Below are 24,961 nucleotides of genomic sequence, written 5' to 3'. Positions count from 1 at the left end.
TTCAAGTCATGTCAGAACACAGCTTGTCGCCCAGCTTACTGGCGTTATTGCAAAAAGTTGATACGCCCACTGTCTGCAATGCCATAGAGGTAGCGCAGGGCAAGCGAGGCTTTAATCAATACACCAAGGGGACGATGCAGGCCTCAGACCCGCTAGCGCCAGCCATGGTCGGCTTTGCGCGCACCGCCAGAATCGCAGGGCTCGAGGCACCTGTCGAGTCCAAAGAGGTGATTCGCGAACGACGGCTGAATTACTTCCGGCATATGGCAGACGGACCACGGCCTGCCATCGCCGTGATCGAGGATATGGATTACCCACATTGTGTCAGTGCCTGGTGGGGAGAGGTGCATACCACCGTGCACAAGGGGCTGGGTCTCAATGGTGCTTTAACCAATGGGGTCATGCGGGATCTGGGTGATCTGCAAGCAGGCTTCCCGGTGGTGGCAGGTTCCATTGGTCCAAGTCACGCCTTTGTGCATGTGCGAGAAATTGGTATTCCTGTGCAAGTAATGGGTATCACGGTTGCCACCGGTGATCTGGTGCATGCAGATCGTCACGGCGCCTTGGTCATACCAACTGAGGTCATTGCGGAGCTGGAAGCCGCCATCCTCAAGATGCAGGGTAGTGAGCATCTGATTCTGGGGCCTGCGCGTGAGCCAGGATTCAATATTGAAAAGCTTGAGAAGGCCTGGCGCGAATTTGAGGCATCACGTACCTGAAATCAGCGATAACGATGGACTGTTAACGCCTCGACGACTTGAATTTCACCTTTGTTGATTCTCCAAAAAAATCTACCAGGCTGAATTCGATACTCGCAGCACCAGAAAACAACTCTGTAGCATCAAATACAGAAGTGCCACGTCGCATGGGTTGAGTTGAATGCTCGACAATACCGCGTCCGTCTTCAATTTGACCGAAGCAGAATTCCTGATCAAAAGCACGTGCCAGGGCCGCCTGATCCTGACGACCCAAGGCAAAATCTACATGTTCACGCAGAGAACGATTGTGGTCGATTCTACCGGACCAGCCTCGACCCAGTGCAAATTGTGTCTCTGTCCACAAGATCACGATGGTTCTGCCATGGTTGTCTGACAGAAGGCGTTCCTGCGGTTTTTCATTGTCCACATGTTGCCAGAGTTCATTGTAGTTGGCATACAGACCGGTTTCCAGCAGGCCTTCAGTCGTCTGTTTAAGCTCTCCCACATCCATGCCTTTCAAGGGGCCCTGGAAGTTGATACGCCGGGACCATGTACAGATGCTGTCAGTGACTGAGGTTTTGCCGGCAAAGCCATCTGCTGCGGCAAGCAATCGTAATTGTGACGAGTTCAGAGCCGCAAGAGAGCTTGCAGATTCCATTTCTCTAACGCCTTCGGGCAAACGCATGTCCACATGTAGTTCAGCGGCTTGCATCCACATGACATGCGTTGAATTATCGTAAACAGACGGAGTTTGCAACCATGAGCGATGCCAGAGTCCGTATGTGTCAGACAGCTCAACCGGTGTCTTTACTGCGTTGTCGCGTGCACCTGGTGCCGCGTAATTGTTGCCACCACGATTTCTGACTCTAAAACCACCATGCCGTATGTCAGTGTCCAGAAGTACAGCATTTCCTGCCAGCAAAGTACCAAATGCCATTGCTTATCTCCGGTATATACGTGTTTGTCTGAAAGTCTGTGAAAGTTGTCTCTAGTGTGGTGTGCTTGCGGGTTGGCAGTTTGTCGTCTGCTCTGTGATTTCGCTTGCCCGTCCGAGTTGATATCAGTTGTGTGTTATTCCAATCCTTGAGGTGTTGTCAAGTTCATACGGGTTACAAATAATGAGCCATGCTTGTATTTCTGTAGGTTTTATACTTGACAGGCTGAGCTTGAGGCGGTATTTCAGACTGGAACCAACATGGTTTTTTGCAAGGAATCATTCACCGTTTTCAGTCGAAGCCGTGCAGTTCTAGTCTGTAAATTACCGTCTCCTGACTGTAGCGTAGAACGTCTTGGTTCCTATGGCAACAGTAATTTTTGCATGCACCAGAAGGTTGCACACACGAGTTCGACGCACCGTCATGGGGCGAAAAAATGGCTTTAAAAAGAGTTGAAAACCTTGCTGTTGGAGTGTTTGCGCGGGTGCATTATCAGGTTTTCTGGTGTGACGATGTAACGGCTTGCCAAGGGGCTCACCGTGGGGTGGTTAGTGTGAAGTCAGGCACTGACTTGCTGGCTTGCCAGTGCGGCGGCGGCGGCCCTTGTTTCCACGCCGAGTTTGGTAAAGGTATGCTCAAGGTGCTTGTTGACGGTGCGGGGGCTGATACCGAGAATGTCACCTATCTCCCGATCTGTCTTGCCTTTGGCTATCCAGGAAAGTACCTCCGTTTCTCTGGGAGTGAGGGCAGCGTTAGCGATTCTTGCAACAGCTTTGGAAATGGTGTTTCGGCAGGAAATCAGCAGTAGTATTTCACCCTTGACAGTTTCCCCCAGATCCCTGATATCCAGCATTTCTGACCACTGTTCGGACTGAGCGGTGTCAAGCCAGAACCCAGCCAGCAATGCAGCGCTTGTGTCTATGCCCAGCTTTTCGATCACCTTCATTGCATGTGGTGAGCACCAGGCGCGCTGCAATTTTTCATCCACTCGCACGATAGACAGGCCGGCTCGGTCGATGGCTGTATGAGCAAGTCTGACCTCACGAGCAGTGTGAATATGAGTGCGTAGTCGGGCGATTACTTCTGCAATGCGTAACGGTTTGACGACGTAGTCCACGCCACCGCTGTCAAAACCTTCCAGAACATGGGTTGTCTCGGATAAACCAGTCATGAAAATGATGGGGATATGCATCCACTCTGGGTGAGATTTGATCTGACGGCATGTATCGAACCCAGAAAGCCCTGGCATCAGTGCATCCATTAGAATGGCATCCGGGATGATTCGTGACAATCGCTTCATTGCGGATTCACCGTCCCTTGCCACCAGAACCGTATAACCAGTCGTGCCGAGTGTGTCACACAGCAGTTTCAGGCTGCCCGGCTCATCATCAACAACGAGTACAACGGGTTTTGTTGCGAGTCCGTCCAACTCAAAGGTGGGCATTGTCGATCTCCAGTAGTAATTCTTCCAGATGGTCCAGTTCGAACCTGTCAAGCCAGTCGCGTGCAGTGGTGCAGGATGCAGTCAGGCTCTCATCCCTGCGCAGTAGTTCATCAAGCAGCTCATGCAGGCCATTTGCGTGGCCAATACGAACCAGTCGCAGCAGTGCATCCCGGTCCTGGTTGTTGAAGGACAATTGAGGTGCTCTTGATGTTTCAAGCTGACTATTCAATATGACAACTCTGGATTTATAGATCCAGGCAAGATCAAGCTCGGTCTTGAGTGCGGCACGAAGCTCAGACTCCAGCACGGGTTTGGCCACGAAAGCCTGGCATTGCGAAGCCGACATTTTTTGTGCGTGATTACCCAGTACATCTGCTGAAACAATGATGATTGGGAGGTTGATGATGCCTCGAGCGCGTATTTTTCTTGCGGTCTGCCATCCGTCCAGTCCGGCCATGCTCAGATCGAGCAAAATGGCGTCTGGCCTGTAAGTATCGAGTTGTTCCAGACACTCGGTACCGCTTGCAGCTTCTCGTACGCTGAATCCCAAGGGGGTAAGCATGCCAATCAGCATATGACGCTGTACTGCCTGATCGTCCACCACCAGTAATCTGCGCGGAGAGCCGCTGTGACCTATGACCTCACGTTCGGGGGCTTCATTTGGAGATGGTGGCTTGGCATGTATTAAAGGCAGGAACACCTTGAACGTACTGCCCTGATTTGGTTCACTGTGCAACGTCAGACGACCTTTCATCAGGGAGACTAATTTCTCCGTGATTGTCAATCCTAATCCAGCGCCTGGTTCACCCCGTTGTCGGCCAGCAGAACCCCGTTCGAAGGGCTCGAAAATCCGCACTTTGTCGTGCAACGAAATGCCAATGCCGGTATCTTGAACGCTGATAACAAGCTCGTTATCTGTGAATGCTACGGCCAGTGTAATGCGTCCTGCATCGGTGAATCGCACGGCATTGCTCAACAGGTTTATCAGTATCTGACGCATTCGCTTGGCATCGGCGTGCACGAAGTCCGGCATGATTCCCTGGCAAGCATGATTCAGTTGCAAATCCTTCGCCTCAGCCAGTGGACGAATCATCTGCAACACTTCCTTGAAGAATTCGTCCAATGGCAACGGTGCAGGTTCCAGTCGAACACGATCGGCTTCGATACGAGCAAGATCAAGCAGTTCGTTTATCAGGTCGAGCTGATGTTCGCCACTACGATGAATTATCTGTACAGCGCTGCGCTGTTTGTCACTCAGGCTCTCGTCATGCAAGAGAATCTGTGAGTAGCCAAGAATTCCGTTCAGTGGTGAGCGTAACTCGTGCGACATGCCGGCAACATAACTGGACTTGGCCTGATTGGCTTGCTCGGCCAACTCCTTTGCTTTCTGCAAGGCAGAATCTGTCAGGCGATGAGCCTCACTTTCCTGAATCAGCAGTTCGTTCTGACGGTTGAGTTCATCCTGAGCCATTCGTCGACCTTCCTTGCCCAGTACAGTCCACCAGCTCGAAATAGTGACCAGGATCAATAGAATAACGGCGATCTCGAAGAACAGGCTATCCAGTTGCTCACGGTTACTGTCAGTGCCCATCGTTGCTAGTGATTGCAGGTAGACAAGGCCGATGATAGAGCCCAGCACGATGCTTTGTGCAAGCAGTACGAACAGGTAGCTGCCAACACGCCTGTTTACCAGGTGAGCGGCACTGTTGGGCAGAATAGCCGAGAGTACTCTGTGCGTGTGCTGCATGATGGGCGCGGGGTCTTTACACAAATCATGACAGCGAGATTCCAGAGTGCAGCACAGTGAACAAATAGGCGCACCATAGGCAGGGCATTGCGCCATGTCATCGGTTTCGAACAGGTTTTCACAGACGGTGCAGCGCAATACCTTGCCATTGTTGCCGGGAATAGACGGTGTCCTTGCAAGGTAGTATCGACTGCGTGTCAGGATGGCCAACAAGGGCGTGAAGATGAAGGTACAGCCCAGAGCGAGGAACGGTGCGAAAGCTGCTGTTATCGCTCCCCATACGCCCAGCTGAGCTGTCATCCCGATAGCGGCGGAAAGGGCCATTGAGCCCAGTCCTACCGGGTTGAAGTCATGCAAATGAGCGCGTTTGAACTCGATACCTTTCGGGCTGAGTCCCAAGGGCTTATTGATAACCAGGTCAGCGACCAGGGTGCCGACCCAGGCAACAGCCACCGTACTGTACAGTCCAAGAACATGCTCCAGTGACTCGAAAACACCAAGCGTTATGACCAGAATGGCGATCAGGCAATTGAAAATCAGCCAGACCACACGGCCGGGATGGCTATAGGTCAGTCGGGCAAAGAAATTCGACCAGGCCAATGATCCTGCGTAGGCATTGACTATGTTGATCTTGACTTGGGATATTACAACAAACACCAGGGTTGCAAACAGCACCAGGCGCGGATTATCAAAGACGTGCTCGAAGCCCAGCAGGTACATACGCGTTGGCTCCATGGCCTGCGAGGCAGTATTGCCAGCTTCCAGCAAGAGGAAGGCGAGGAAGGCGCCACCCAGCATCTTCATCGCGCCTGTCAGAATCCAACCGGGCCCTGCCAATATTACAGCTGACCACCAGAGAAATCGGTTCTGCGGCGTGCGTTCTGGTAGAAACCGCAGAAAATCCACCTGTTCACCAATCTGCACACACAGTGCAAACGCAATGGTTGCTGCCGATGCGAACAGAATCGGATCGAAGTCTGCGCTGCCGGAAACTGAGCCAGCAAACTGACTGAAAGTCACATAGGCCTGCGGGTTTTTCCAGGCAATTGCGATGTATGGCGCTATCAGCAGTGCTAACCAGGGTATCTGGGACCAAAGCTGTATGCGCGAGATGAGTGTGATGCCGCGTGCCACCAAAGGTACGATGAGCAAGGAACAGATGACATACCAGGCCCACAGTGGTAGTGGGATCCACATCTGCAAAGCGACGGCAAGAATGGCTGTTTCGAAAGCGAAGAAGATGATGGTGAACGAGGCATACACCAGCGAGCTGATGGTGGAACCCAGATAGCCAAAGCCTGCACCGCGTGTGAGCAAGTCCATGTCGACACCGTATCGAGCTGCATAATAACTGATGGGCAATCCCGCCATAAAGGTTATGGCGGCGACGGCGATGATGGCCCACAGCGTGTTCATGAAACCGTAGTTCAGGACCATGGCCGCACCAATGGCTTCCAGGGCAAGAAAGGATGCAGCACCGAAGGCGGTGTTGCCAACACGCCAGATGGAAAACTTGCGTACGCTGCGTGCCGTGTAGCGCAGGGCATAGTCTTCCATGGATTCATTGGCGACCCAGCTGTTGTACTTGCGGCGGATCGGGAAAATCTTTTGCGGAGCCCTTTGCGCGCTCATGTCAGTAGTCGCTGTGGGTTGAATTTCGGAGTCTGCTGGATGTTCGTTGACGATACGTTCCTGAAGGGCATCTGAATCTCGTCTACAAGCGACTCGCGAAAGGTACTGCGTATCGAGTGTACGTCGATTGACGTATTGTGTCATCGCCATGGTCTTGGCAATACTGATTGCCGAAGTGAACGGTGAAGCGCAAGCATAACTAGCTCCGCAAAGAACGGACAAACCCGTTGTTGCTATTCGCTGTAGATAATTTCCTCTGTTACCACAATCTAACAAAACGAGGTATGCCATGACTGACACTCTTATCAAGGTCGACTTGAACAGTTCTCCCTATGAAAACGAGAATGTTCACAATCGCTGGCACCCGGACATTCCGATGGCCACCTGGGTCAAGCCAGGCGATGATTTCATACTGGAAACCTATGACTGGACTGGCGGGTATATCCAGAACAACGACAGTGCTGATGACGTACGCGACGTTGATTTGAGTACGGTTCACTTTCTGAGCGGTCCGATTGGTGTCAAGGGGGCGGAGCCGGGTGATCTTCTGGTTGTGGAATTACTGGATATCGGTGCAAAAGAGGAAAGCATGTGGGGCTTCAATGGCTTCTTTTCAAAGACCAATGGGGGTGGCTTTCTGACTGATCATTTTCCTTCAGCGCAAAAATCCATCTGGGATTTTGAAGGCATGTTTACCAAGTCTCGTCATGTACCCGGCGTTCGATACGCGGGTCTGATTCACCCCGGACTGATTGGCTGTTTGCCTGATCCGTCATTGTTGTCCACATGGAACGAGCGTGAGCTGGGACTGATTGCAACGGACCCCGATCGAGTACCACCGCTGGCCAACCCGCCGTATGCACAAACAGCTCATATGGGAAAACTTACCGGGGATGCCAAGGCGAAAGCGGCGGCTGAGGGGGCCCGTACCGTGCCCCCCAGGGAGCATGGTGGCAACTGTGATATCAAGGATCTTTCACGTGGCTCAAAGATCTATTTTCCTGTCTATGTTGAAGGCGGTGGGCTGTCGGTTGGGGATTTGCATTTCAGTCAGGGCGATGGCGAAATTACCTTCTGCGGTGCGATCGAGATGGCAGGATGGGTACACATGAAAGTATCAGTACTCAAGGGTGGCATGAAGACTTATGGTGTCAAGAACCCACTTTTTAAACCCAGTCCGATTACTCCCAATTATCAGGATTACATAATATTTGAAGGAATTTCAGTTGACGAATCAGGCAAGCAGCACTATCTGGATGTAAATGTTGCCTACCGGCAGGCGTGTCTGAATGCGATTGAGTACATGAAGAAGTTCGGCTACAGCGGCGCTCAGGCCTACTCAATACTGGGTACCGCACCTGTGCAAGGGCATATCAGTGGGGTCGTGGATATTCCCAATTCTTGCGCAACCTTGTGGTTGCCTACGGAGATCTTTGATTTCGATATCAACCCCAGTGCTGCGGGGCCGGTGGTTCAGGACTTTGGTGGCGTGTCCATGCCTCTGTCACTTGACAAAAGCTGAGGGCATACCAATGCCAGTCTACGACTATGTGTGTAATAACTGCGGTCCTCATGAGTTCCGTCGCGACTACGAAGACAGAGACAAGGCAATGGAATGCAGTCAATGTCAGTCACCGCTGAGTCGGGCCTGGTTGACAGCGCCACGTCAGAGCGTCACATCAGCACATACGCGACATGCCATGGATGTCAATGAGCTTTCATCGAATGTACCGAAAATGTCGCGCGATCAAGATCCGCGTCAGATGCCGCATCCAGCCAGTTGCGGTTGTTGTGGATCAGGAAAATCCAAGTCGAAGGCGACAGTGACAGCAGCCAATGGGGCCAAGTCATTCCCTGGCAAACGGCCGTGGATGATCAGCCACTAGAGGTGTGCGCAGCGTCATGTATTGACGCTGCACTGCTTGTTTAAAACGGTTATTGATTGCTCAGACTGGCAAGTGTGCCCAGCCTGAACGCGATACAGCCTTGCCTGGATTCTTGTTCAATCTGACTATGGAGACTTCTGATGCTGCTGGGACTTTCACTATTTTACGTCGGTGCCGTGCTGGTTCTCAACGGTATCTGGCTTCACGGTCGTATTGCTGACAATGAAATCTGGGTCATCAATGTATTCTCGGGAATTATTGCCTGCATGGTGTCCTTCAAACTTGCCTTTGGCGTCGATGCCGATGCCGAATCTATCAAGGCTGCTGCGCTGACATTTCTCTTCGGCTTTACCTATTTCTGGATAGCCATCAATCGCTTCAACAAGTCGGATGGCAAGGGGCTTGGCTGGTTCAGCCTGTTTGTCGCGATCACTGCTGTGCCTGTTGCCCTTGACACTTTGATGAATGCATCGAGCATCTGGCAAGTCTGGTTTGGTCTATCCTGGGTGGCCTGGTCATTCTTGTGGTTTTTATTCTTTCTGCTGTTGGCTTTGCAAAAACCGATCGTGAAACTCACAGGAACTGTTGCCACGTCAGTGGGTGTGTTAACTGGCTGGTTGCCAGGGTATCTATTGCTCGATGGGGTGTTGAAATAGGCTTTACGCTAGACAAAATAATCCCGTTCAGAAAATGGCATGGATGCTACCTTCTTCAGGAATAGTTCATGAACGATCATCTCGGCCCGGTTTTTTCTGGCATTCGGATTCCAGGCGAGTGTTACGTCAATTGCCGGTGGATCATCATAGGGCGGTAGTCGCCACAGAATGCCCGAGTCCACATCGGCACGTGCCACATGCAAGGGCAGGGGCCCGACGCCCAGGCCACTGACGATCATGCGCCTGATCTCTTCCAGGTGGGCTGATGTGCCGAACACACGATCAGAGAGTTCGGCCTCGGCGCGCATCAGCGTTACCGGGCGCAGGGCATCGTTCATCTGGTCAGTAACAAAGCTGACGCTGGTGTAGCCACGAAGATCGCCTTTGGTCAGGTTCTGCTTGCCGAATAACGGATGAGTCTGCCCACAGAACAGACCAAAATACTCTCTGAACAAACGCTGATATTTCATCTTCGGATTCTGGTTTCTGACCAGGCAGACACCGAACGAAACACTTTGCTCATAGACCTTGGCCTGCACCAGTTTGCTGGCCATGATGTCGATACTGATTGAGGCCTCTGGGCACATCTCATAGAACTCAGTAAGCACCTCATTGATGATAGGTGAGATGACATGGCTGGCCATGGCAAGCGTGACATGCCCGCGAATCTTGTCTTCCACATCTCGCAAAATCGTGCCCAGTCGCAGAATGGAGCCACGAATATCCAGCGCTTCTCGATACAGGAGCTGGCCGGTATCGGTGAGTCGGAATTCATTGGGGTTTCTGACCACCAGCTGCTTGCCGACAACCTGTTCGAGCCTTTTCAAGGCCGCGGATACGGAAGGTTGGCGCAAGTTCAGCGTCTGCGCCGCATGGGTAATGTTGTCCGATTCGGCAATGACCACAAAGGTTCGCAACAGGTTCCAGTCCAGTTCCCGTACGAAGCGGCTGGCTATCTCGGGATCAACTTCCTTCATCATAGATTTAATCTATATAGACAATTTTTATTATCTATTTGATTTATTCAAAGTGTCAAGTTAGATTCCATGGTGTTCGGACTTGTCTGCGACTCAACCCTCGTGGTGGGAGTCGTCATTGTCAATCGGAGAAAAACGTTAGTGAAATATTCCATTGGTAAAACAGTCTTGCTCAGTCTTGGCCTCTTGTGTAGCGGTGCCAGCATAGCCGAGACCCCGCAAAGTGGCGGAACCCTGAATGCCGTCGTACAGCCTGAGCCGCCGGGCCTGATGCTGGGCATTTTGCAAAATGGGCCCACGCAGAACGTGGCGGGTCAGATATACGAAGGACTTTTGCGTTACGACGAAAACCTCGATGCGATGCCTAGCCTGGCAAAGGAGTGGTCCATCTCTGATGATGGGCTAACCTATACTTTTCACTTGGAAGAAGGCGTCAAGTGGCATGATGGAGAACCGTTTACATCAGCCGATGTTGTCTTTTCGATTGATGTTTTTCTACCTGAAACCAATACACGTCTGCGTAACAATATGCAGCGTCTGGAGAGCATAACCGCACCGGATGACAACACCGTCGTATTCAAATTGTCGGCACCCTTCGGGCCTTTTCTAGGGGTCTTTGAAGCAGGTTCAGCTCCCATCATTCCGAAACACATCTACGAAGGCACTGACTTCAAGAACAATCCCGCCAACAATACGCCCATAGGAACCGGGCCTTTCAAATTCGATAAGTGGGAGAAGGGTAGCTACATCCACCTGGTCAAGAACGAAGAATACTATCTTGAAGGCAAGCCTTATCTGGATGATATCTACTACCACATCATTCCCGATGCCGCCTCGCGTTCCATCGCCTATGAGACGGGCAAGGTTGATTTATTGCCCGGTGGCTCAATCGAGAATTTTGATGTAGAGCGCCTGCTGGCGATGGACAATACCTGTAGTTCTGACAAGGGCTGGGAGTTCTTTGGTCCCTTGTCCTGGTTGTGGATGAACAATGCGAGTGGCCCTCTGGCAGATGTACGAATCCGCCAGGCTGTCTCGCTTGCCATTGATCGTGAGTTTGCACTGAACGCATTGTGGAATGGTGTCGGCAAAGTAGCCAGTGGTCCGGTATCCTCATCCACACGCTTTTATGATTCAAACCTGCCAGAGTTGGCTTATGATCCCGACAAGGCGCGTCAGTTACTGAAAGATGCCGGTTATGACGGTGAGACACTACGTTTGTTGCCATTGCCCTATGGAGAAACCTGGCAGCGTTGGGCCGAGGCTGTCAAACAGAATCTGAGTGAAGTCGGTATCAATGTCGAACTGATAGCGACCGATGCGGGCGGCTGGAACCAGAAACTGGCAGAGCGTGATTATGATCTGGCCTTCACCTATCTGTACCAGTACGGTGACCCTGATCTGGGTGTATCACGAACCTATATTTCTACCAATGCAGAGCCCGGCTCTCCGTGGAACAATGTCTCGGGTTATATCAACGAGGAAGTTGATGCCTTGTTTGCAGAAGCCTCGGCAGCGGGTGATGCCGAACAGCGTCAAGAGCTGTACTCCAAAGTGCAGGCAAAACTGGTAGAAGAGGCCCCTGTTGCCTGGTTGCTGGAGCTCAGCTTTCCAACCATCTACCGCTGCTCTGTCCAGAACCCGATCAATACCGCAACGGGTGTGAATGACGGTATGCGTGACGCCTGGATCAAACAGTAGTAGCTGGTGTCGACGCCCTTGTTTTCAGGGAGCGGGTGGCGGGTCTGCATGGCCTGCCACTTCCATGGTCTGTTGCTTGTTAATGAGAAGATGGAATGTTCAGATTCATAGCGGGCCGGCTATTCAAGTCGGTGATCATATTGTTTGCCATTCTGGTGCTCAACTTTTTCCTGATACATGCAGCACCGGGTGATCCGGCGGCGATCATGGCGGGAGAGGCGGGCGCTGCAGATGAGAAATTTCTGACAGATCTGCGCGAGCAGTTCGGTCTTGACAAGCCGCTGATGGTGCAACTGGGAACCTATGTCTGGGGTGCCATGCACCTGGACCTGGGATTCTCCTATCGTCAGCAGATGCCTGTCTCGGAATTGATCTGGAGCCGACTGCCAGCCACCTTGCTGTTGACGCTATCGGCGTTCAGTCTGTCCATTGTTCTGGGCGTGCTGGCAGGTGTCAAGGCATCAGCAAGGCAGGGAACCTGGGTCGATACCATTATCTCCACAGTTGCGTTATTGTTTTATGCAACGCCGCTGTTCTGGGTTGCCCTGATGGCCTCCTTGCTGTTCTCTGTGGGGTTGGGATGGTTGCCGGGATTCGGTTATGAGACCATCGGTGCAGGTTATACCGGTCTGCGCCGGGCTCTGGATATAGGCACGCACCTGATTCTACCTGCCAGCACCTTGGGTCTGTTTTTCACCGCTGTCTATATGCGTATGACGCGGGCTTCAATGCTGGAGGTATCAAGGCTGGATTTTGTGAAAACAGCACGAGCCAAGGGCTTGGCCATGAAGCTGATTCAACGGCGGCACATATTGCGCAACGCTCTTCTGCCCGTCATCACGCTGGCCGGACTGCAAGCCGGTCAGGTGGTGGGTGGTGCGGTTCTGACAGAAACGGTCTTTGCATGGCCGGGTATCGGCCGACTGATGTTCGAGGCCATCAATCAGCGTGACTACAATGTGATTCTTGGCGTCTTCTTCGTGTGTGCCGCCATGGTGCTGCTGTTCAATCTGATTACCGACATCCTCTATGGTCTGGTTGATCCCAGAATCAGTGTGATTTCTTGACATCCTCCTCTCCCTGAAGAAAGAGGATTCCCACTAAGGAGCGCAATGTCCTGCGCCGAGACGGAGAATATTTCGAGCCGCGTTAACGTCACGATCATGCTGAACACCACATTCAACACATTGCCAGTCTCTTACCGAAAGAGCTCTTATTCCCTGCGGCCCGCACAGGCTTCCGCATTCGGAGCACGCTCGCGTGGTATAGGCTTCATTGATTTCTCGATAGACAATACCGGCCTGCTGGCTCTTGTAGTCGAGCATTGTCTTGAAGCTGGCCCAGCTAGCGTCAAGCGCAGACTTGGCCATCGTGGTTTTTGTCAGCTTCGAGCTACTGACATCTCCCACGTAGATCTCACCGCATCGATTAACCAGGTTGCGGCTGAATTTATGCAGGGCATCTGCTCTGCGATTCCTGATTTTTGCGTGAATCGCCCGGGTGCGCCGCTTGCGTCTTGCCCGTTGGGCCTTGGCAAGCTTGCCTTCCAGGTGGCGATACCAACGTCCCTCCAGCACGGTGCCATCGCTGCAGGTGGCAACGGTTTTCAAACCAAGATCGATACCTATACTGTCTTGCCCCTTGGGACACGTGCGATCAACCGAGACACAGATGCAAAAATACCATCGACCGCGAGCATCCTCAGTGAAACAACCTGCCCTGAATTTGTAATTGGCAAGACCGAAGCTGTCCCATACCTTGAAGTGAGAACCTGCAAAGAAGACCTGCCCGTGCTTCCAGTGAGCTGCCCGAGCCTTGAAGGGCACCCACCCCAACGAGCGTTTATCGCCAAAACTCTTGCGCCACCTCAGCTTGCGACGCTTTGCCGAGTAGCGTTTGCTGGCGTAGTGTTCGGCCGTTTCCTGAATCGTACTGCTGCCAATGTGCTCGAACTGCTTCGACGCACCAACCGTGTAAGCAGAGAAGTCAAATCCGGACATCCATCGACCACGCTCCCGAATCATACGATCAGACAGCTCGTTGCAGTAGTTCCATACCTGATTGACTTCAGTCGCCATGCTGCGCAAAAGCGGCGCGTGGCGATCTTTTACCCTGACTTTGAGAACCTTGATGCATGTTGATTTCACAGCTCGATTGTATAACCGTTCCGCCCCCATTCACCCAGAAGGGTCAACAACTACTGGCAATTTATACAGCATTCCAATATTTCCCCGCCCTGAACGACGGGGTATCCTTGGAATTGAAGGGATGAAAGATTTCTGGATGCGTTATTCACAGAATCGCGGAGCCGTTATCGGTCTGTTCATTCTGCTGTTCATTGTCATTATCGCCATCAGCGCTCCATTCCTGTTTCCACAGAGTCCGTGGAAGATGGTGCAAAGACCGTTTCTGGCGCCGTTCAGCACCGATGGTCTGCCCTTGGGTACCGATGCGCTGGGGCGCAATGTGCTGGCAGGACTTGCACATGGTGCCTATGTGTCGCTGATAGTAGGTCTGGTCTCAACGATTGCGGCGCTCGCCATCGGTATTCCGATGGGAGCCATTGCAGGCTATTTCGGAGGTCGGGTAGATGATCTGATGATGCGTTTTACCGAGTTCTTTCAATCGATTCCCAGTTTTGCATTGGCAATCGTCTTGCTGGTCATCTTTCAACCCAGCTTGCTGTTCATCATCCTGGCCATTGCCATCGTGAGCTGGCCACCGGTGGCCAGACTGGTACGCGGTGAAGTCTTGAGCCTGAGAACACGTGAATTTGTTGAAGCGGCAACGCTTTCCGGCCTGAGTCACACCTCTATAATTCTGCGCCATATCCTGCCCAACGCTTTGCCGCCGATCATTGTTCTGGCCTCCCTGATGGTCGCCACGGCCATTCTGCTGGAAAGCTCCCTGTCCTTTCTGGGCCTGGGCGATCCCAATGTCATGTCATGGGGTTTCATGATTGGTGCAGCACGAACGGTCATGCGTACCGCCTGGTGGTTGTCCTTTATACCCGGTGTGGCGATCCTGTTGACCGTGCTGTCGCTCAACCTGATTGGTGAAGGGCTTAATGATGCCTTGAACCCGCGTTTGACGAGAAGAGGCCAATGAGCATTCTCAGCATCAACAACCTGACCTTGGCATTGCCGGTGAATGCTGATCGCAAACACGCGATTGAGGATGTCTCTTTCACGCTGGATGCCGGTGAGATTCTGTGCATTGTGGGTGAGAGTGGTTCGGGCAAGTCCATGTCCGTCAATGCCATCATGGGCTTGTTGCCCGAAGGGGTTTTACCAGTTGCAGGTACAGCCCAGTTTGATGGTGTGGATCTGCTCAGCCTTGATGAGACAGCCTTGCTCAAGATCAGAGGCAAGTCGATTTCCATGATTTTTCAGGAACCTCTCAGTGCCCTGAACCCTCTGATGCGGGTGGGTGCTCAGATAGAGGAAGTCTTCGAGGCTCATGGCGTCTTGAGCCGTGCCCAACGCACCGCAAGGGCCATCGAACTGTTGAGTGATGTCGGTATACCCGAACCACTGATGACCTCGCGTGCCTATCCGTTTCAACTATCAGGCGGTCAGCGTCAACGAGTCATGATTGCCATGGCACTGGCTCTGGAGCCCAAGATACTGATTGCCGATGAACCGACCACGGCGCTGGATGTCACCACTCAAGCGCAGATTCTGCAATTGATTGAAGACTTGCGACAGAAGCACAAGATGGGCGTGATATTCATCACCCATGATATCGGTGTGGTGGCCGATATTGCCGATCGGGTCATCGTGATGCAGGCCGGCAAGATTGTCGAAAGTGGTGAGAGGGATGAAGTACTGCTGCATCCGCAACATCCTTATACCCAGGCGTTGATTGCCGCGGTTCCCAGAATGGCATCTGCGGTGTCCGGTACCGAGTCTGCTGAAACAGAACAGATGAAGAGAGAACCGATCCTGGAAGTCAGGCAGCTGTGCAAGACGTTCAGCTCATCCAGCGGTGGCATTTTTGGAAAGAAGCGCATCGTCAAGGCTGTACAAGATGTCGAGTTCTCCCTGTATGCAGGGGAGACTATCGGTATCGTTGGCGAAAGTGGTTCAGGCAAGTCCTCAGTAGGGCGATGTCTGGTCCGGCTGCTGGATCCTACATCGGGCAGCGTGCTGTTGAACGGTGTTGATATAGCCAGCCTGTCAGGGGAGGCGCTCAGGGCCAGCAGACGACGTATGCAGATGATTTTTCAGGATCCATACTCGTCGCTTAATCCGCGTGCCAGGGTTGACAGAATTCTCACTGAAGGCTTGCTGGCCTATGGCACGCCGCGCGCAACGGCGATTGCCAAGGCAAAGCAATTGCTGAATCTGGTCGGGCTGGATGAATCTGCGCTCAATCGTTTTCCACATGAGTTCTCGGGTGGGCAGCGTCAACGTATCGGTATCGCACGAGCTCTGGCGTTTGAGCCTGATATTGTGATTGCCGATGAGGCGGTATCCGCTCTGGATGTCTCGGTTCAGGCGCAGGTGCTGGAGTTGCTCGGGGATCTGAAAAAACGTCTCAATCTGTCCATGATTTTCATAACCCACGATCTGCGGGTAGCCGCGCAGATCTGCGATCGAGTCGTGGTGATGCAAAATGGCACAATCGTCGAGACTGGATTGGCAAGTGAGGTGCTGCATGCGCCTGTTTCACCCTACACACGCAGCCTGCTGGATGCCATTCCGGGCCAGCTCTATGAGCAGGCGCTGCACGATATGAAGCAAAACAGGAATATTCGTGAAAGCAATATTTGATGAACGACAGCTAGCGCACAGCCCCCAGAAGTACATATCGAACGGGGTGGCGTCAACATGCCCGGAGCAGCCCGCACGGGCTGATGCCTTGTATGCGGGTGCGATGGCGGCGGGTTGTACCTTCGACACGCCCAGTGATCATGGCATGCAGCCGATTGCCGGTGTGCATTCACCTGAATATCTGGTGTTTCTGGAAACCATTCACAAGCTATGGAAGCAGAATCCGGATGCGCCCGATGAGATCCTGTCCAGTGTTCGCCCCGATCGGCGTACCGCCTCCTATCCCAGCTCCGCATTGGGACTGGCGGGCTACCATCAGACAGACATGTCCTGTCCCATCAACAGCCATACCTGGGAATCGGCCTACTGGTCTGCACAAACAGCACTGAGCGCGGCGGACCTGGTTCTGGAGGGCGAACATCAGGCCTACGCTCTGTGTCGTCCGCCGGGCCATCATGCATTTAGTGATCTGGCGGGAGGGTTCTGCTTTCTGAATAACTCCGCCATTGCCGCTGATTATCTACTGGGCAAGGGCTTGAAACCTGCCATTCTGGATGTTGATGTGCATCATGGCAATGGCACCCAGGGCATCTTCTATGAGCGTGATGATGTGCTGACCGTATCCATACATGGAGACCCTTCCGGTTTCTATCCGTTTTATTGGGGGCATGCACATGAGCGAGGAGAAGGCCGTGGCCGAGGCTATAACCTTAACCTTCCATTGCCCATGGGTAGTAGCGATGCGGTCTTTCTGGACGCACTGACAACCGCGCTACAACGTATCAAGGCCTTTGGTGCCGATATCATTGTGGTTGCCCTCGGGCTCGATGCCCATGAAGCCGACCCTTTCCAGGCACTCAAGGTGACGAGCGGTGGTTTTGCCCAGATCGGAGCTGCCATTGCCGCCGCCGGCTTGCCGGTGTTATTTGTTCAGGAAGGTGGCTATCTGCAGCCGGAGCTGGGAGGCAATCTGACCAGTTTTCTGAATGGCGCGCAGGAACAAGGTAATCAGTAAATGACAAGCCTCAATATTCCATTTCAGACAATCGACTGGTCGGCAGTTTCTCCTACAGAACATGCGGGTGTTACCGGTATGGCCTATTGGCAGACCATGCAATTTGGTGGTCTGCGCATCCGGTACGTTGAATACTCTGAAAACTACCTGGCCGATCACTGGTGCGAGAAAGGCCATATCGTCTATTGCCTGAAGGGCGAGGTAATAAACGAGCTCAAGGACGGCACTCGTTCTTTGTTGACGGAGGGGATGTCCTATGTTGTTTCAGATGGTCTCAGCTCTCATCGCTCGGTGACGACTGAGAGTGGTGCTCATCTGTTGATCATCGATGGGGATTTTCTGAAGCAATAAGTGATTTGTCTCACCGGGCATGTATAAGGCCTGTGCCCGGTGAGTCAGCGATGGCGAATTACTGATCAATGGTGACGTTGATGAAAACGTTGTAAAAAACGTCGATGTCCACCGTGACCATGAGAACGGTCGCGGCGTGAAGAGCCGTGCTTATTGTGGCCTCGGCCATAATGGCCTTCAGATGCGCCGTAGTGTCTTCTTTGACGATCGTGATGTCGGCTATCGCCTCGACGAGAATCGGAGCGTCCGCGATCATTGCGGCGGGAATTGTGACCCTCATTGCGGTGACGGTCATTACCCCTGTTGTGACCATAACCGTGAGCAAGCTCAATTCCGATAGTCAGTTCTGCGGGGATTATACGAGCTGCATTCTGATTGCTGGTTGGCACCGCAGCTGTTCTGTAAAAGGCGTCGGTTGCATTCGCGGTAGTGGCTTGTGCCGGGGCTGCTGCAATGGCCATTGCGCTGAAAGTGGCTACAGCTATGACGCGGCCCATTGTGCGACGCATGGTTCGTTTTGCGTTTTCAAGAGTCTTCATCGTAGTATTCCTTGATATGTAAGCTTTCTGGCAAGGGCTGTATCCCCGTTCATGACACTAGTATCAGTGTCCGGGTATTCCAGCTGATTGCAGTTGGTTTACATCTGTGTAAGATCTTGAGACTGCCCGTTTGTCGGGCTGGCAGACCTTGCTCAGGTGTGGATCAAGAATAAGCGGGCTCTACTGAATCGCGGCTGAACAGGGCGTTGGTTGTGTTCTGGTACCATCCCGATCGACCCGCCAGGTTTGCATATTACCTGGAAAGATTTTCAAATCTGCAATCGTCGACTGCCCCCGTGACAATCTGCTGCGAACCTCAGGCAATCGTGCCACTTCTGAGAGGGTGCAGTTTCATGGTGATAAAAGCTTCGAGATTCGATCTTGGCAATGATCAGGAGGGCGAACAGAGACGTGGAGTTGAAACAGCTGAACGTGCACTGTTCAACCAGATCTTGCTCGGCGCAGCCATTGGCTCACAGCTGGCAATGATCACCTTGGCTTTTCTGGGGCTGGCAGGAATGGATATGGTCGTCTCGTCACCTGTCAATTCGTTTCAATGGGGTTTGCTGTGTGGCACCGTGCTTGGCAGCGTCGTAGGTGCGTTGAATGCCAGGGGCTCTGGCCGCACGACAACCTAGTCAGAATTTCAATGGCAGGAATTTGGAAACAGACGCTTTGTAATTGATATAGGCATCGCCATAAACGGCTATCAATTTCCTCTCTTCGTAGTGAACACCGATTAACAGATAGGCACTGGCAAATATCGCGGTCCATAAACCGAACTGCGAGTTTGCACCACCCCATAGGTACATGAAAGCGCCTGTGTAGAGAGGGTGTCTGATCCATCGGTTAAGGCCTGCGGTGTTGAGAGGCTCAATGACATCACCATCCGGATTGTTCTTTTTCAACAGCTGGCTTATGCCTGAAAACAGGCCGAGATCATATTGTCTCAGTGCCAACAGAATGACAATAACGCCGCCAATGCTGAGTAAGCTATAGAGGAAGGCGGCAGGATTTGACAAGGACAGATCGAAGCGACTCTGATCAAGCAGTGCACGGCCGATCAGGTATACAAGCAGAAAGTGGATAGCCGAAACAATATTGTAGGCAAGCCGGTAGCCATGCCTGACATGGGCCGGTAGCCGGTTCTTTATCGAAGGCCGGGTCAACACCGAGTGCAGGTATCCAAAGGATACCCACAGCAAAGCGTATAGCAAAATGTTGATTATTTGGATACCTGCCATTATCCCAGACGAGGGCCAATCTCCGCCAGCAACTCGATAGAGCGTAATCGTTTCTGATGGTCGAATATCGGTGCGCTGACCATCAGCTCATCGGCTTGTGTGCGAGCCACGAATTGTTCGAGTCCTTCCTGCACGGTCGCTGGTGAACCGACAAAGGCGCAGGAGAGCATATGCGAGACCTGCGCTTTTTCTGCCGGTGACCAGAAGTTCTCGATGTTCTCGATCGGGGCTGGCATCAGGCCACGAGTGCCTCGTAGCATGCCCACAAACATCTGTTGCAAGGTGGTGTACAGATGTCGAGCTTCCTCGTCGGTGTCAGCCACTATGACGTTGACACAGGGAACGGCATAAGGTGTTGCAAGCTGCTTGGAAGGCTGGAAGCGTGCGCGATAGTTGGCCAGTGCTGCATCCAGAGCATCGGGTGCAAAATGCGAGGCAAAGGCGTAGGGCAGTCCTAGTTGTGCTGCCAGTTGCGCACCAAACAGGCTGGAGCCGAGCATCCACAAAGGCACCTTCAGGCCTGCACCGGGAACGGCGATAATGGTCTGGTTGGGCACGGGCTCATCCAGCAACCGTTGCAATTCTTGTACATCTTGCGGGAAACTCTCGGCAGCGGCATGCAGGTCGCGCCGCATGGCACGGGCAGTCACCTGATCGGTACCAGGGGCGCGTCCCAGACCCAGATCGATGCGACCCGGGAACAGGGATTCAAGTGTGCCAAACTGTTCAGCAATCTGTAAAGGCGAATGATTAGGCAGCATGATGCCGCCAGAACCGACACGAATTTTTGATGTGCCGGCAGCAAGATGACCAATGACCACGGAGGTGGCGGCACTGGAAATACCGATCATGTTGTGGTGTTCTGCGACCCAGAAGCGACGGTAGTCAAGTTGTTCGGCACGTTGTGCGACCAGCAAGGCATCGGCCAGTGCATCAGCGGGTGTTTTTCCTTGACGGACGTGGACCAGATCGAGCAGGGAGAGGGTAGTCATATAGGGGTTCCTTTGATACTTCAGGCAATGCGAGATAAAGTGGGCATTGAATCTGGCTTCTCAAGCTGGTCCAGTCAGCGCTGTCCATCTGGCTGAAGATCGCCGGGAACAAAAGCTTAATAATGGGGTCCGCTTTTCTGGATGAAATGTATGGTCGACCAAAGCAAACGTAATCTATTCGAGCTCTATCAGCAAAATGCGGAAGAGGCCGATCGACAGATTTTCGGACGGGTCAGTTACCCGGACAGGCGCGGTTTTCTCAAAGGCGCAGGCCTGACAGCCATGGCAGCCGCTCTGGGCGGATTCATTCCCTTCCATCGTTTCATGCCGGCAGGACTCATACCTGCAGCGATTGCAGATGGCACCATCGAGCTGGATATTGCAGGCAAGGATGGCTTACGCGTACTCAACGATCGCCCGATCAATGCCGAGACACCGGCACACTTGCTGGATGCGGATATCACCCCGATCAATCGGCATTTCGTGCGTAACAATGGCGTTCCACCCAAAGAGGTGAATGTTGATGAGTGGACGCTTACGATCAGTGGTGAGGTGGAGACACCGATGACGTTCACGATCGCTGAGCTGAAAGAACAATTTGAAGTCGTCGAGCTCGCCCTGCAGATCGAATGTGGCGGCAATGGCCGTGCTGGATTCAATCCACCGGCCAAAGGCAATCAATGGTCAACCGGTGCCATCGGTAATTCCATGTGGAAGGGTGTTCGCCTGAAAGATGTACTGGAAAAAGCCGGTGTCAAGTCAACAGCTGTCTATACCGGAAACCTGGGTGCGGATACGCATCTGTCCGGTGATGCCAGCAAGGCCCCCATGTCACGTGGTGTACCTATCGCCAAAGCACTGGATCCGCATAACATCATTGCTTTCCAGCAGAATGGTGAAGACATTCATCCCATGAACGGCGCACCTCTGCGTCTTGTGACACCGGGCTGGCCTGGCTCCTGTTCGCAGAAGTGGCTGACCGGAATTGTGCTCTCACCTGAAAAGTGGACTGGTACGAAAATGGCACCCCCGTCCTACTCGGTACCGGCCTTCCCGGTACAGCCTGGAGCTGTCGTGGAAGACAAGGATTTTGTGACTTTCGAATCAATGCCGGTCAAATCCCTGATCACCAGTCCGCAGACCGGAGAGACCTTGTCGCCGGGGCAAAAATCATTGCGTCTGCGCGGACATGCCTGGGCAGGTGATTCAACCGTGACCAAGGTAGAGCTGTCCAACGACTTTGGAAACTCCTGGGTCGAGGCGCCATTGGCACCGTTGATGAACCCCTTCTCATGGGCCACTTGGGAAGGTGAAGTCAGTTTTCCAACTCATGGCTACTATGAAATCTGGGCGCGTGCCACGGATGACCAGGGCAAGGTGCAGCCGTTCAGTGTCGCCTGGAACCCCAAGGGCTACCTGAATAATGCCATGCACCGTATCGCGGTGATGGTTCCTCAGGCTTAAGGGGCACATCATGCGTAAATACGGCTTGCAAGGTATTGCAACAGGGCTGCTGGCGGCATGGCTTGTTGTGCCATTCGCCAGTGTGCAGGCACAGGATGATCCGTTCGGAGCCGGCTGGCCTGAAGGTGAGGGACGAGCATTGACAGGCGCCTGGTGTGGTGGCTGTCATTCGCTGAACCTGGTCAAGCAGCAAGGCCTGACTCATGAAGGCTGGGATGTATTGCTGGACTGGATGTCGGCGAAACAGAATATGCCGCCTCTATCAGGCGACAATCGGTCTTTGGTATTGGGCTATCTGACAAGCAATTTCGGCATTGAAAATAGCACTGCCGCGATGGATCCAACGTCAGGTTCAAGTCTGGCGCCCTTGAGTCCGGTGCAGGGTATCAATCACCTGCCTGCACTGGAAATCCGTCCCGTCGAGTAGTTGTAAATCAGGATTTAACCGCGTTTGCAACCGCATCAGGATGTGCGGCAATAAAAGCAGGGTGTTCAGCACAGGCATCAGCCGCCTGAATGATGCGTGAGCATCCTGCATAGTCAGCTCCCCAGCGTTGCGCGTTGTACAACTGGGGAATAAGGCAGATGTCGGCCAGGCTGGGTGTGCTGCCGGTACAAAAAGGAATCTGCTCGAAGTCTTTCAGCAGAGTGTCAAAGGCTTTTAGTCCCGGCGTGATGAAATGCTGCATCCACTCGGTTCGAGCAGGCTCTTCACCGTTGGTTGCATGTTTGACCACGCCCAGATTACAGACCGGATGCAGATCGACTGCGATGGCTTGTGCCAGGGCTTGTACTTTAGTGCGCAGGATCGGGTTCTGTGGCAACAAGCCCAGGTTTCTGGTGGCATCCAGATAATCGATAATGGCCAGTGATTGTGTAAATCGTTCACCATCAATCTCAAGTACCGGAACCAGTCCCTGAGGGTTGAGGATCAGATGTTCGGGTTTGCGATGATCGCCCGCAACCAGATCTACCGATACGGATTGGTAAGGGATATTCGCTAAATTCAGAGCGATACGAACGCGATAGCTTGCCGTTGATCGCCAATAGTCGTAGAGAATGGTCTCACTCATGATTCGAGTCTCGCTGCGGCCAACGCCTGGGTGATCAGGCTGCGATTGCCAATATGGTTGCACAAGATCAGTACCAGACGTGCATTAAACGCATCGCTTTGCTCGTCTGTCAGTGATTCGTGAGCTCGTAGCAACTCGTCATAGAAACCATCAGCATCGGCAATGTTGGGAGTAAGGTTCAGTGTAGGTGATTCCTGAGTCATGATGGTTTATCCCTTGCCAATGGCAATGCGCAAAGCGGCACTAGTTAGTGCAGGGTCGTAGTGCTTCCAGCGAGCCACGACGTGTTGATCAGGTCGAACCAGATAGACGCCGGATGCCTGATCACCGAGATAGCGCTGACGCAGGCCGTCGCTAGAGTCATCGTCACAACTCAGGGACAGGCAGTGAATATCCAGACCTTCAAGCTGCAGTGAGTCTGGCAGTTCGGCATCGATGCCCATCAGAGTAAAACGGTTACCTAGTTGGTCCAGCAGGAAGCCTTGTTTCAGGGTTGCATCTATACAGCACGCTCCGACACGTGTCTGTAACGGACCATCAAGCAAGTCGGGACCGTTCAGGGACAGATTGTCATAGACGCAGGGCAGGGACAGACGACCCGAATTGACCAGTGGACGGGCAAACTCATGCTTTTGCGCCAGCTGTAATACGGCATTGCGGAAGCGCTTGCTGATGGCAGACTTGGGCGTCAGAAAATCGGTGGCCCGGGTCGAATTGAGAATGTTCTCGTTGGCGCCGTGTACGCGTTCCTCTGAATAACTGTCGAGCAAACTCTCCGGGGCCAGGCCCTTGATGACCAGGTCCAGTTTCCAGGCCAGATTGTCAGTATCCTGAATGCCCGAGTTGGCACCACGAGCTCCGAAGGGGGATACCTGGTGAGCGCTGTCGCCTGCAAACATGACAGCGCCATGGCGAAACTTTTCCATGCGACGACACTGGAAGGTATAGATGCTGGTCCATTCCAGTTCGTAGTCAACGCCGTCACCCAGCATGGCATCGACTCGTGCTCGAATGCGTTCAGGCTCCAGCTCTTTCTGTCGATCAATCTCCCAGCCGAGCTGGAAATCAATGCGCCAGATATCGTCGGGCTGCTTGTGCAGCAAGGCTGATTGCCCGGAATTCTTGAATGGTGGCTCGAACCAGAACCATCGTTCGGTAGGAAATGGCGCACTCATCTTGACATCGGCAATCAGGAAGTTGTCTTCGAATACCCGACCTTCAAAATCGAGTCCCAACAGGTCCCTGACCTTTGAGCGAGCTCCATCACAGGCAACCAGCCAATCGGCTTCCAGCTGGTAGGGGCCTTCAGGCGTATCGATATCCAGCAAGACATGCTCACCCAGGTCGCTGAGCCCGGTGAGCTGATTGCAGCCACGAATCTGAATAGGTGCACCGCGTTCCTGTTCCTTGCGTATCTGTTCAACCAGAAACTTTTCAAAATAGGGTTGCTGCAGATTGACGAAGGCGGGATTACGCAGGCCGGTCGCCGGTGAGAGGTTGAAGTTGAACACCTCTTCCTCACCATGAAAAACACGACCTACGTTCCACACAACACCCTTGTCGAGCATGCGTTGTTCACAACCCAGACGGTCTGTGATTTCCAGTGTCCGTCTGGCAAAACAGATGGCCCGCGAACCCTGACCGACACCGGCATGATCATCCAGTACCAGAACCGGCGTGCCCTTGCGCCCCAGGTCCAGTGCCATGGCCATGCCGACAGGCCCCCCGCCGACAATGACGACGGGATGACGCTGAGGAGCAGCTTCATCCTGATCAGAGGCCCTGGCGTAGGGGTAGAGTTCGAATGCTGTTGTGTAACGCACGTCAACCAT

24 protein-coding genes are annotated in these 24,961 nt (G+C 53.1%); 13 read left to right on the top strand and 11 right to left on the bottom strand.

Features of this window, described 5'->3' with window-relative positions:
- The first annotated feature begins 8 nt into the window (after positions 1-8).
- Positions 9-719 (top strand): RraA family protein, encoded by a 711-nt coding sequence (locus IMCC3135_RS20410; protein ID WP_205737638.1) that lies wholly within the window; start codon positions 9-11, stop codon positions 717-719.
- Between the two features lie 22 nt (positions 720-741).
- On the opposite strand, the gene IMCC3135_RS20405 is transcribed toward IMCC3135_RS20410, so the two are convergent.
- The 3 genes from IMCC3135_RS20405 to IMCC3135_RS20395 all read right to left on the bottom strand — a co-directional run bounded on the left by IMCC3135_RS20405 (position 742) and on the right by IMCC3135_RS20395 (position 6,606).
- Positions 742-1,635, bottom strand: coding sequence for a hypothetical protein (locus IMCC3135_RS20405; RefSeq protein WP_088919279.1), 894 nt, complete (start codon positions 1,633-1,635; stop codon positions 742-744).
- Between the two features lie 557 nt (positions 1,636-2,192).
- Complete coding sequence (locus IMCC3135_RS20400; RefSeq protein WP_088919278.1) at positions 2,193-3,077, bottom strand: response regulator transcription factor; 885 nt, start codon at positions 3,075-3,077, stop codon at positions 2,193-2,195.
- Positions 3,064-6,606, bottom strand: coding sequence for a hybrid sensor histidine kinase/response regulator (locus tag IMCC3135_RS20395; RefSeq protein WP_205737637.1), 3,543 nt, complete (start codon positions 6,604-6,606; stop codon positions 3,064-3,066). Before IMCC3135_RS20395 ends, IMCC3135_RS20400 begins: the two co-directional genes overlap by 14 nt.
- Positions 6,607-6,745: 139 nt before the next feature.
- Between IMCC3135_RS20395 and fmdA the strand changes: the two genes are divergently transcribed.
- The 3 genes from fmdA (at position 6,746) to IMCC3135_RS20380 (ending at position 8,998) form a co-directional block, all read left to right on the top strand.
- The gene (gene fmdA, locus IMCC3135_RS20390) at positions 6,746-7,978 is read left to right on the top strand and encodes a formamidase (RefSeq protein ID WP_088919277.1); all 1,233 of its coding nucleotides are present in this window, start codon (positions 6,746-6,748) and stop codon (positions 7,976-7,978) included.
- Positions 7,979-7,988: 10 nt separating this feature from the next.
- The gene (locus IMCC3135_RS20385) at positions 7,989-8,342 is read left to right on the top strand and encodes an FmdB family zinc ribbon protein (protein WP_088919276.1); all 354 of its coding nucleotides are present in this window, start codon (positions 7,989-7,991) and stop codon (positions 8,340-8,342) included.
- 140 nt (positions 8,343-8,482) lie between these two features.
- A complete protein-coding gene (locus IMCC3135_RS20380; protein WP_088919275.1) occupies positions 8,483-8,998 on the top strand; it encodes an AmiS/UreI family transporter in 516 nt (171 codons plus the stop codon).
- An 8-nt stretch (positions 8,999-9,006) separates the two neighbouring features.
- Here the strand turns inward: IMCC3135_RS20380 and IMCC3135_RS20375 are convergent, their stop codons facing one another.
- Complete coding sequence (locus IMCC3135_RS20375; protein ID WP_205737636.1) at positions 9,007-9,978, bottom strand: LysR family transcriptional regulator; 972 nt, start codon at positions 9,976-9,978, stop codon at positions 9,007-9,009.
- Between the two features lie 138 nt (positions 9,979-10,116).
- On the opposite strand from IMCC3135_RS20375, the gene IMCC3135_RS20370 reads away from it, so the two are divergent.
- Both IMCC3135_RS20370 and IMCC3135_RS20365 read left to right on the top strand, forming a co-directional pair.
- Complete coding sequence (locus IMCC3135_RS20370; RefSeq protein WP_205737635.1) at positions 10,117-11,676, top strand: ABC transporter substrate-binding protein; 1,560 nt, start codon at positions 10,117-10,119, stop codon at positions 11,674-11,676.
- Positions 11,677-11,771: 95 nt separating this feature from the next.
- Entirely contained in the window at positions 11,772-12,743 is a 972-nt protein-coding gene (locus tag IMCC3135_RS20365) for an ABC transporter permease (RefSeq protein WP_088919273.1), read from the top strand.
- Between the two features lie 33 nt (positions 12,744-12,776).
- Here the strand turns inward: IMCC3135_RS20365 and IMCC3135_RS20360 are convergent, their stop codons facing one another.
- Positions 12,777-13,823: an RNA-guided endonuclease InsQ/TnpB family protein gene (locus tag IMCC3135_RS20360; RefSeq protein WP_236994625.1), complete on the bottom strand. Its 1,047-nt coding sequence runs from the start codon at positions 13,821-13,823 to the stop codon at positions 12,777-12,779.
- 121 nt (positions 13,824-13,944) lie between these two features.
- Here IMCC3135_RS20360 and IMCC3135_RS20355 point away from each other — a divergent pair, with 121 nt between their 5' ends.
- Genes IMCC3135_RS20355 through IMCC3135_RS20340 form a run of 4 tightly spaced genes read left to right on the top strand, consistent with a single transcriptional unit; the run spans position 13,945 to position 17,817 of the window.
- Positions 13,945-14,784 (top strand): ABC transporter permease, encoded by an 840-nt coding sequence (locus IMCC3135_RS20355; protein ID WP_088919271.1) that lies wholly within the window; start codon positions 13,945-13,947, stop codon positions 14,782-14,784.
- Positions 14,781-16,451 (top strand): ABC transporter ATP-binding protein, encoded by a 1,671-nt coding sequence (locus IMCC3135_RS20350; RefSeq protein WP_088919270.1) that lies wholly within the window; start codon positions 14,781-14,783, stop codon positions 16,449-16,451. The genes IMCC3135_RS20355 and IMCC3135_RS20350 overlap by 4 nt, the downstream gene beginning before the upstream one ends.
- Entirely contained in the window at positions 16,435-17,466 is a 1,032-nt protein-coding gene (locus IMCC3135_RS20345) for a histone deacetylase family protein (RefSeq protein ID WP_088919269.1), read from the top strand. Before IMCC3135_RS20350 ends, IMCC3135_RS20345 begins: the two co-directional genes overlap by 17 nt.
- Positions 17,467-17,817: a DHCW motif cupin fold protein gene (locus IMCC3135_RS20340; protein ID WP_088919268.1), complete on the top strand. Its 351-nt coding sequence runs from the start codon at positions 17,467-17,469 to the stop codon at positions 17,815-17,817.
- A 58-nt stretch (positions 17,818-17,875) separates the two neighbouring features.
- On the opposite strand, the gene IMCC3135_RS20335 is transcribed toward IMCC3135_RS20340, so the two are convergent.
- Positions 17,876-18,112, bottom strand: coding sequence for a hypothetical protein (locus IMCC3135_RS20335; protein ID WP_157736147.1), 237 nt, complete (start codon positions 18,110-18,112; stop codon positions 17,876-17,878).
- A gap of 597 nt (positions 18,113-18,709) precedes the next feature.
- Here IMCC3135_RS20335 and IMCC3135_RS20330 point away from each other — a divergent pair.
- Entirely contained in the window at positions 18,710-18,994 is a 285-nt protein-coding gene (locus tag IMCC3135_RS20330) for a hypothetical protein (RefSeq protein WP_088919266.1), read from the top strand.
- Here IMCC3135_RS20330 and IMCC3135_RS20325 read toward each other — a convergent pair whose 3' ends face one another.
- The gene (locus IMCC3135_RS20325; protein WP_157736146.1) at positions 18,995-19,528 is read right to left on the bottom strand and encodes a methyltransferase family protein; all 534 of its coding nucleotides are present in this window, start codon (positions 19,526-19,528) and stop codon (positions 18,995-18,997) included.
- Between the two features lie 71 nt (positions 19,529-19,599).
- Positions 19,600-20,592 (bottom strand): LLM class flavin-dependent oxidoreductase, encoded by a 993-nt coding sequence (locus tag IMCC3135_RS20320; protein WP_088919264.1) that lies wholly within the window; start codon positions 20,590-20,592, stop codon positions 19,600-19,602.
- A 150-nt stretch (positions 20,593-20,742) separates the two neighbouring features.
- On the opposite strand from IMCC3135_RS20320, the gene IMCC3135_RS20315 reads away from it, so the two are divergent.
- Positions 20,743-22,056 (top strand): molybdopterin-dependent oxidoreductase, encoded by a 1,314-nt coding sequence (locus IMCC3135_RS20315; protein WP_088919263.1) that lies wholly within the window; start codon positions 20,743-20,745, stop codon positions 22,054-22,056.
- A 10-nt stretch (positions 22,057-22,066) separates the two neighbouring features.
- Positions 22,067-22,483, top strand: coding sequence for a hypothetical protein (locus IMCC3135_RS20310; RefSeq protein WP_088919262.1), 417 nt, complete (start codon positions 22,067-22,069; stop codon positions 22,481-22,483).
- Positions 22,484-22,490: 7 nt separating this feature from the next.
- Here IMCC3135_RS20310 and maiA read toward each other — a convergent pair whose 3' ends face one another.
- The 3 genes from maiA to IMCC3135_RS20295 are packed head-to-tail and all read right to left on the bottom strand — an operon-like array spanning position 22,491 to position 24,961.
- The gene (maiA, locus tag IMCC3135_RS20305; protein WP_088919261.1) at positions 22,491-23,129 is read right to left on the bottom strand and encodes a maleylacetoacetate isomerase; all 639 of its coding nucleotides are present in this window, start codon (positions 23,127-23,129) and stop codon (positions 22,491-22,493) included.
- Positions 23,126-23,332, bottom strand: coding sequence for a DUF2783 domain-containing protein (locus IMCC3135_RS20300; RefSeq protein WP_088919260.1), 207 nt, complete (start codon positions 23,330-23,332; stop codon positions 23,126-23,128). The genes maiA and IMCC3135_RS20300 overlap by 4 nt, the downstream gene beginning before the upstream one ends.
- A 6-nt stretch (positions 23,333-23,338) precedes the next feature.
- Positions 23,339-24,961, bottom strand: coding sequence for an FAD-dependent oxidoreductase (locus IMCC3135_RS20295; RefSeq protein WP_088919259.1), 1,623 nt, complete (start codon positions 24,959-24,961; stop codon positions 23,339-23,341).

Origin of the sequence: Granulosicoccus antarcticus IMCC3135, from assembly GCF_002215215.1 — a bacterium.
GTDB lineage: Bacteria > Pseudomonadota > Gammaproteobacteria > Granulosicoccales > Granulosicoccaceae > Granulosicoccus > Granulosicoccus antarcticus.
The sequence above is the reverse complement of the archived record's forward strand: the minus strand, read 5'-3'. Positions and strand labels throughout refer to the sequence as shown.

Coding starts and splice junctions, on each gene's coding strand:
- IMCC3135_RS20410 (WP_205737638.1), top strand. CDS start 9: ATGTCAGAACACAGCTTGTCGCCCAGCTTACTGGCGTTATTGCAAAAA.
- IMCC3135_RS20405 (WP_088919279.1), bottom strand. CDS start 1,635: ATGGCATTTGGTACTTTGCTGGCAGGAAATGCTGTACTTCTGGACACT.
- IMCC3135_RS20400 (WP_088919278.1), bottom strand. CDS start 3,077: ATGCCCACCTTTGAGTTGGACGGACTCGCAACAAAACCCGTTGTACTC.
- IMCC3135_RS20395 (WP_205737637.1), bottom strand. CDS start 6,606: ATGGCGATGACACAATACGTCAATCGACGTACACTCGATACGCAGTAC.
- fmdA (WP_088919277.1), top strand. CDS start 6,746: ATGACTGACACTCTTATCAAGGTCGACTTGAACAGTTCTCCCTATGAA.
- IMCC3135_RS20385 (WP_088919276.1), top strand. CDS start 7,989: ATGCCAGTCTACGACTATGTGTGTAATAACTGCGGTCCTCATGAGTTC.
- IMCC3135_RS20380 (WP_088919275.1), top strand. CDS start 8,483: ATGCTGCTGGGACTTTCACTATTTTACGTCGGTGCCGTGCTGGTTCTC.
- IMCC3135_RS20375 (WP_205737636.1), bottom strand. CDS start 9,978: ATGATGAAGGAAGTTGATCCCGAGATAGCCAGCCGCTTCGTACGGGAA.
- IMCC3135_RS20365 (WP_088919273.1), top strand. CDS start 11,772: ATGTTCAGATTCATAGCGGGCCGGCTATTCAAGTCGGTGATCATATTG.
- IMCC3135_RS20355 (WP_088919271.1), top strand. CDS start 13,945: ATGAAAGATTTCTGGATGCGTTATTCACAGAATCGCGGAGCCGTTATC.
- IMCC3135_RS20350 (WP_088919270.1), top strand. CDS start 14,781: ATGAGCATTCTCAGCATCAACAACCTGACCTTGGCATTGCCGGTGAAT.
- IMCC3135_RS20340 (WP_088919268.1), top strand. CDS start 17,467: ATGACAAGCCTCAATATTCCATTTCAGACAATCGACTGGTCGGCAGTT.
- IMCC3135_RS20335 (WP_157736147.1), bottom strand. CDS start 18,112: ATGACCGTCACCGCAATGAGGGTCACAATTCCCGCCGCAATGATCGCG.
- IMCC3135_RS20330 (WP_088919266.1), top strand. CDS start 18,710: ATGGTGATAAAAGCTTCGAGATTCGATCTTGGCAATGATCAGGAGGGC.
- IMCC3135_RS20320 (WP_088919264.1), bottom strand. CDS start 20,592: ATGACTACCCTCTCCCTGCTCGATCTGGTCCACGTCCGTCAAGGAAAA.
- IMCC3135_RS20315 (WP_088919263.1), top strand. CDS start 20,743: ATGGTCGACCAAAGCAAACGTAATCTATTCGAGCTCTATCAGCAAAAT.
- IMCC3135_RS20310 (WP_088919262.1), top strand. CDS start 22,067: ATGCGTAAATACGGCTTGCAAGGTATTGCAACAGGGCTGCTGGCGGCA.
- maiA (WP_088919261.1), bottom strand. CDS start 23,129: ATGAGTGAGACCATTCTCTACGACTATTGGCGATCAACGGCAAGCTAT.
- IMCC3135_RS20300 (WP_088919260.1), bottom strand. CDS start 23,332: ATGACTCAGGAATCACCTACACTGAACCTTACTCCCAACATTGCCGAT.
- IMCC3135_RS20295 (WP_088919259.1), bottom strand. CDS start 24,961: ATGGTTGACGTGCGTTACACAACAGCATTCGAACTCTACCCCTACGCC.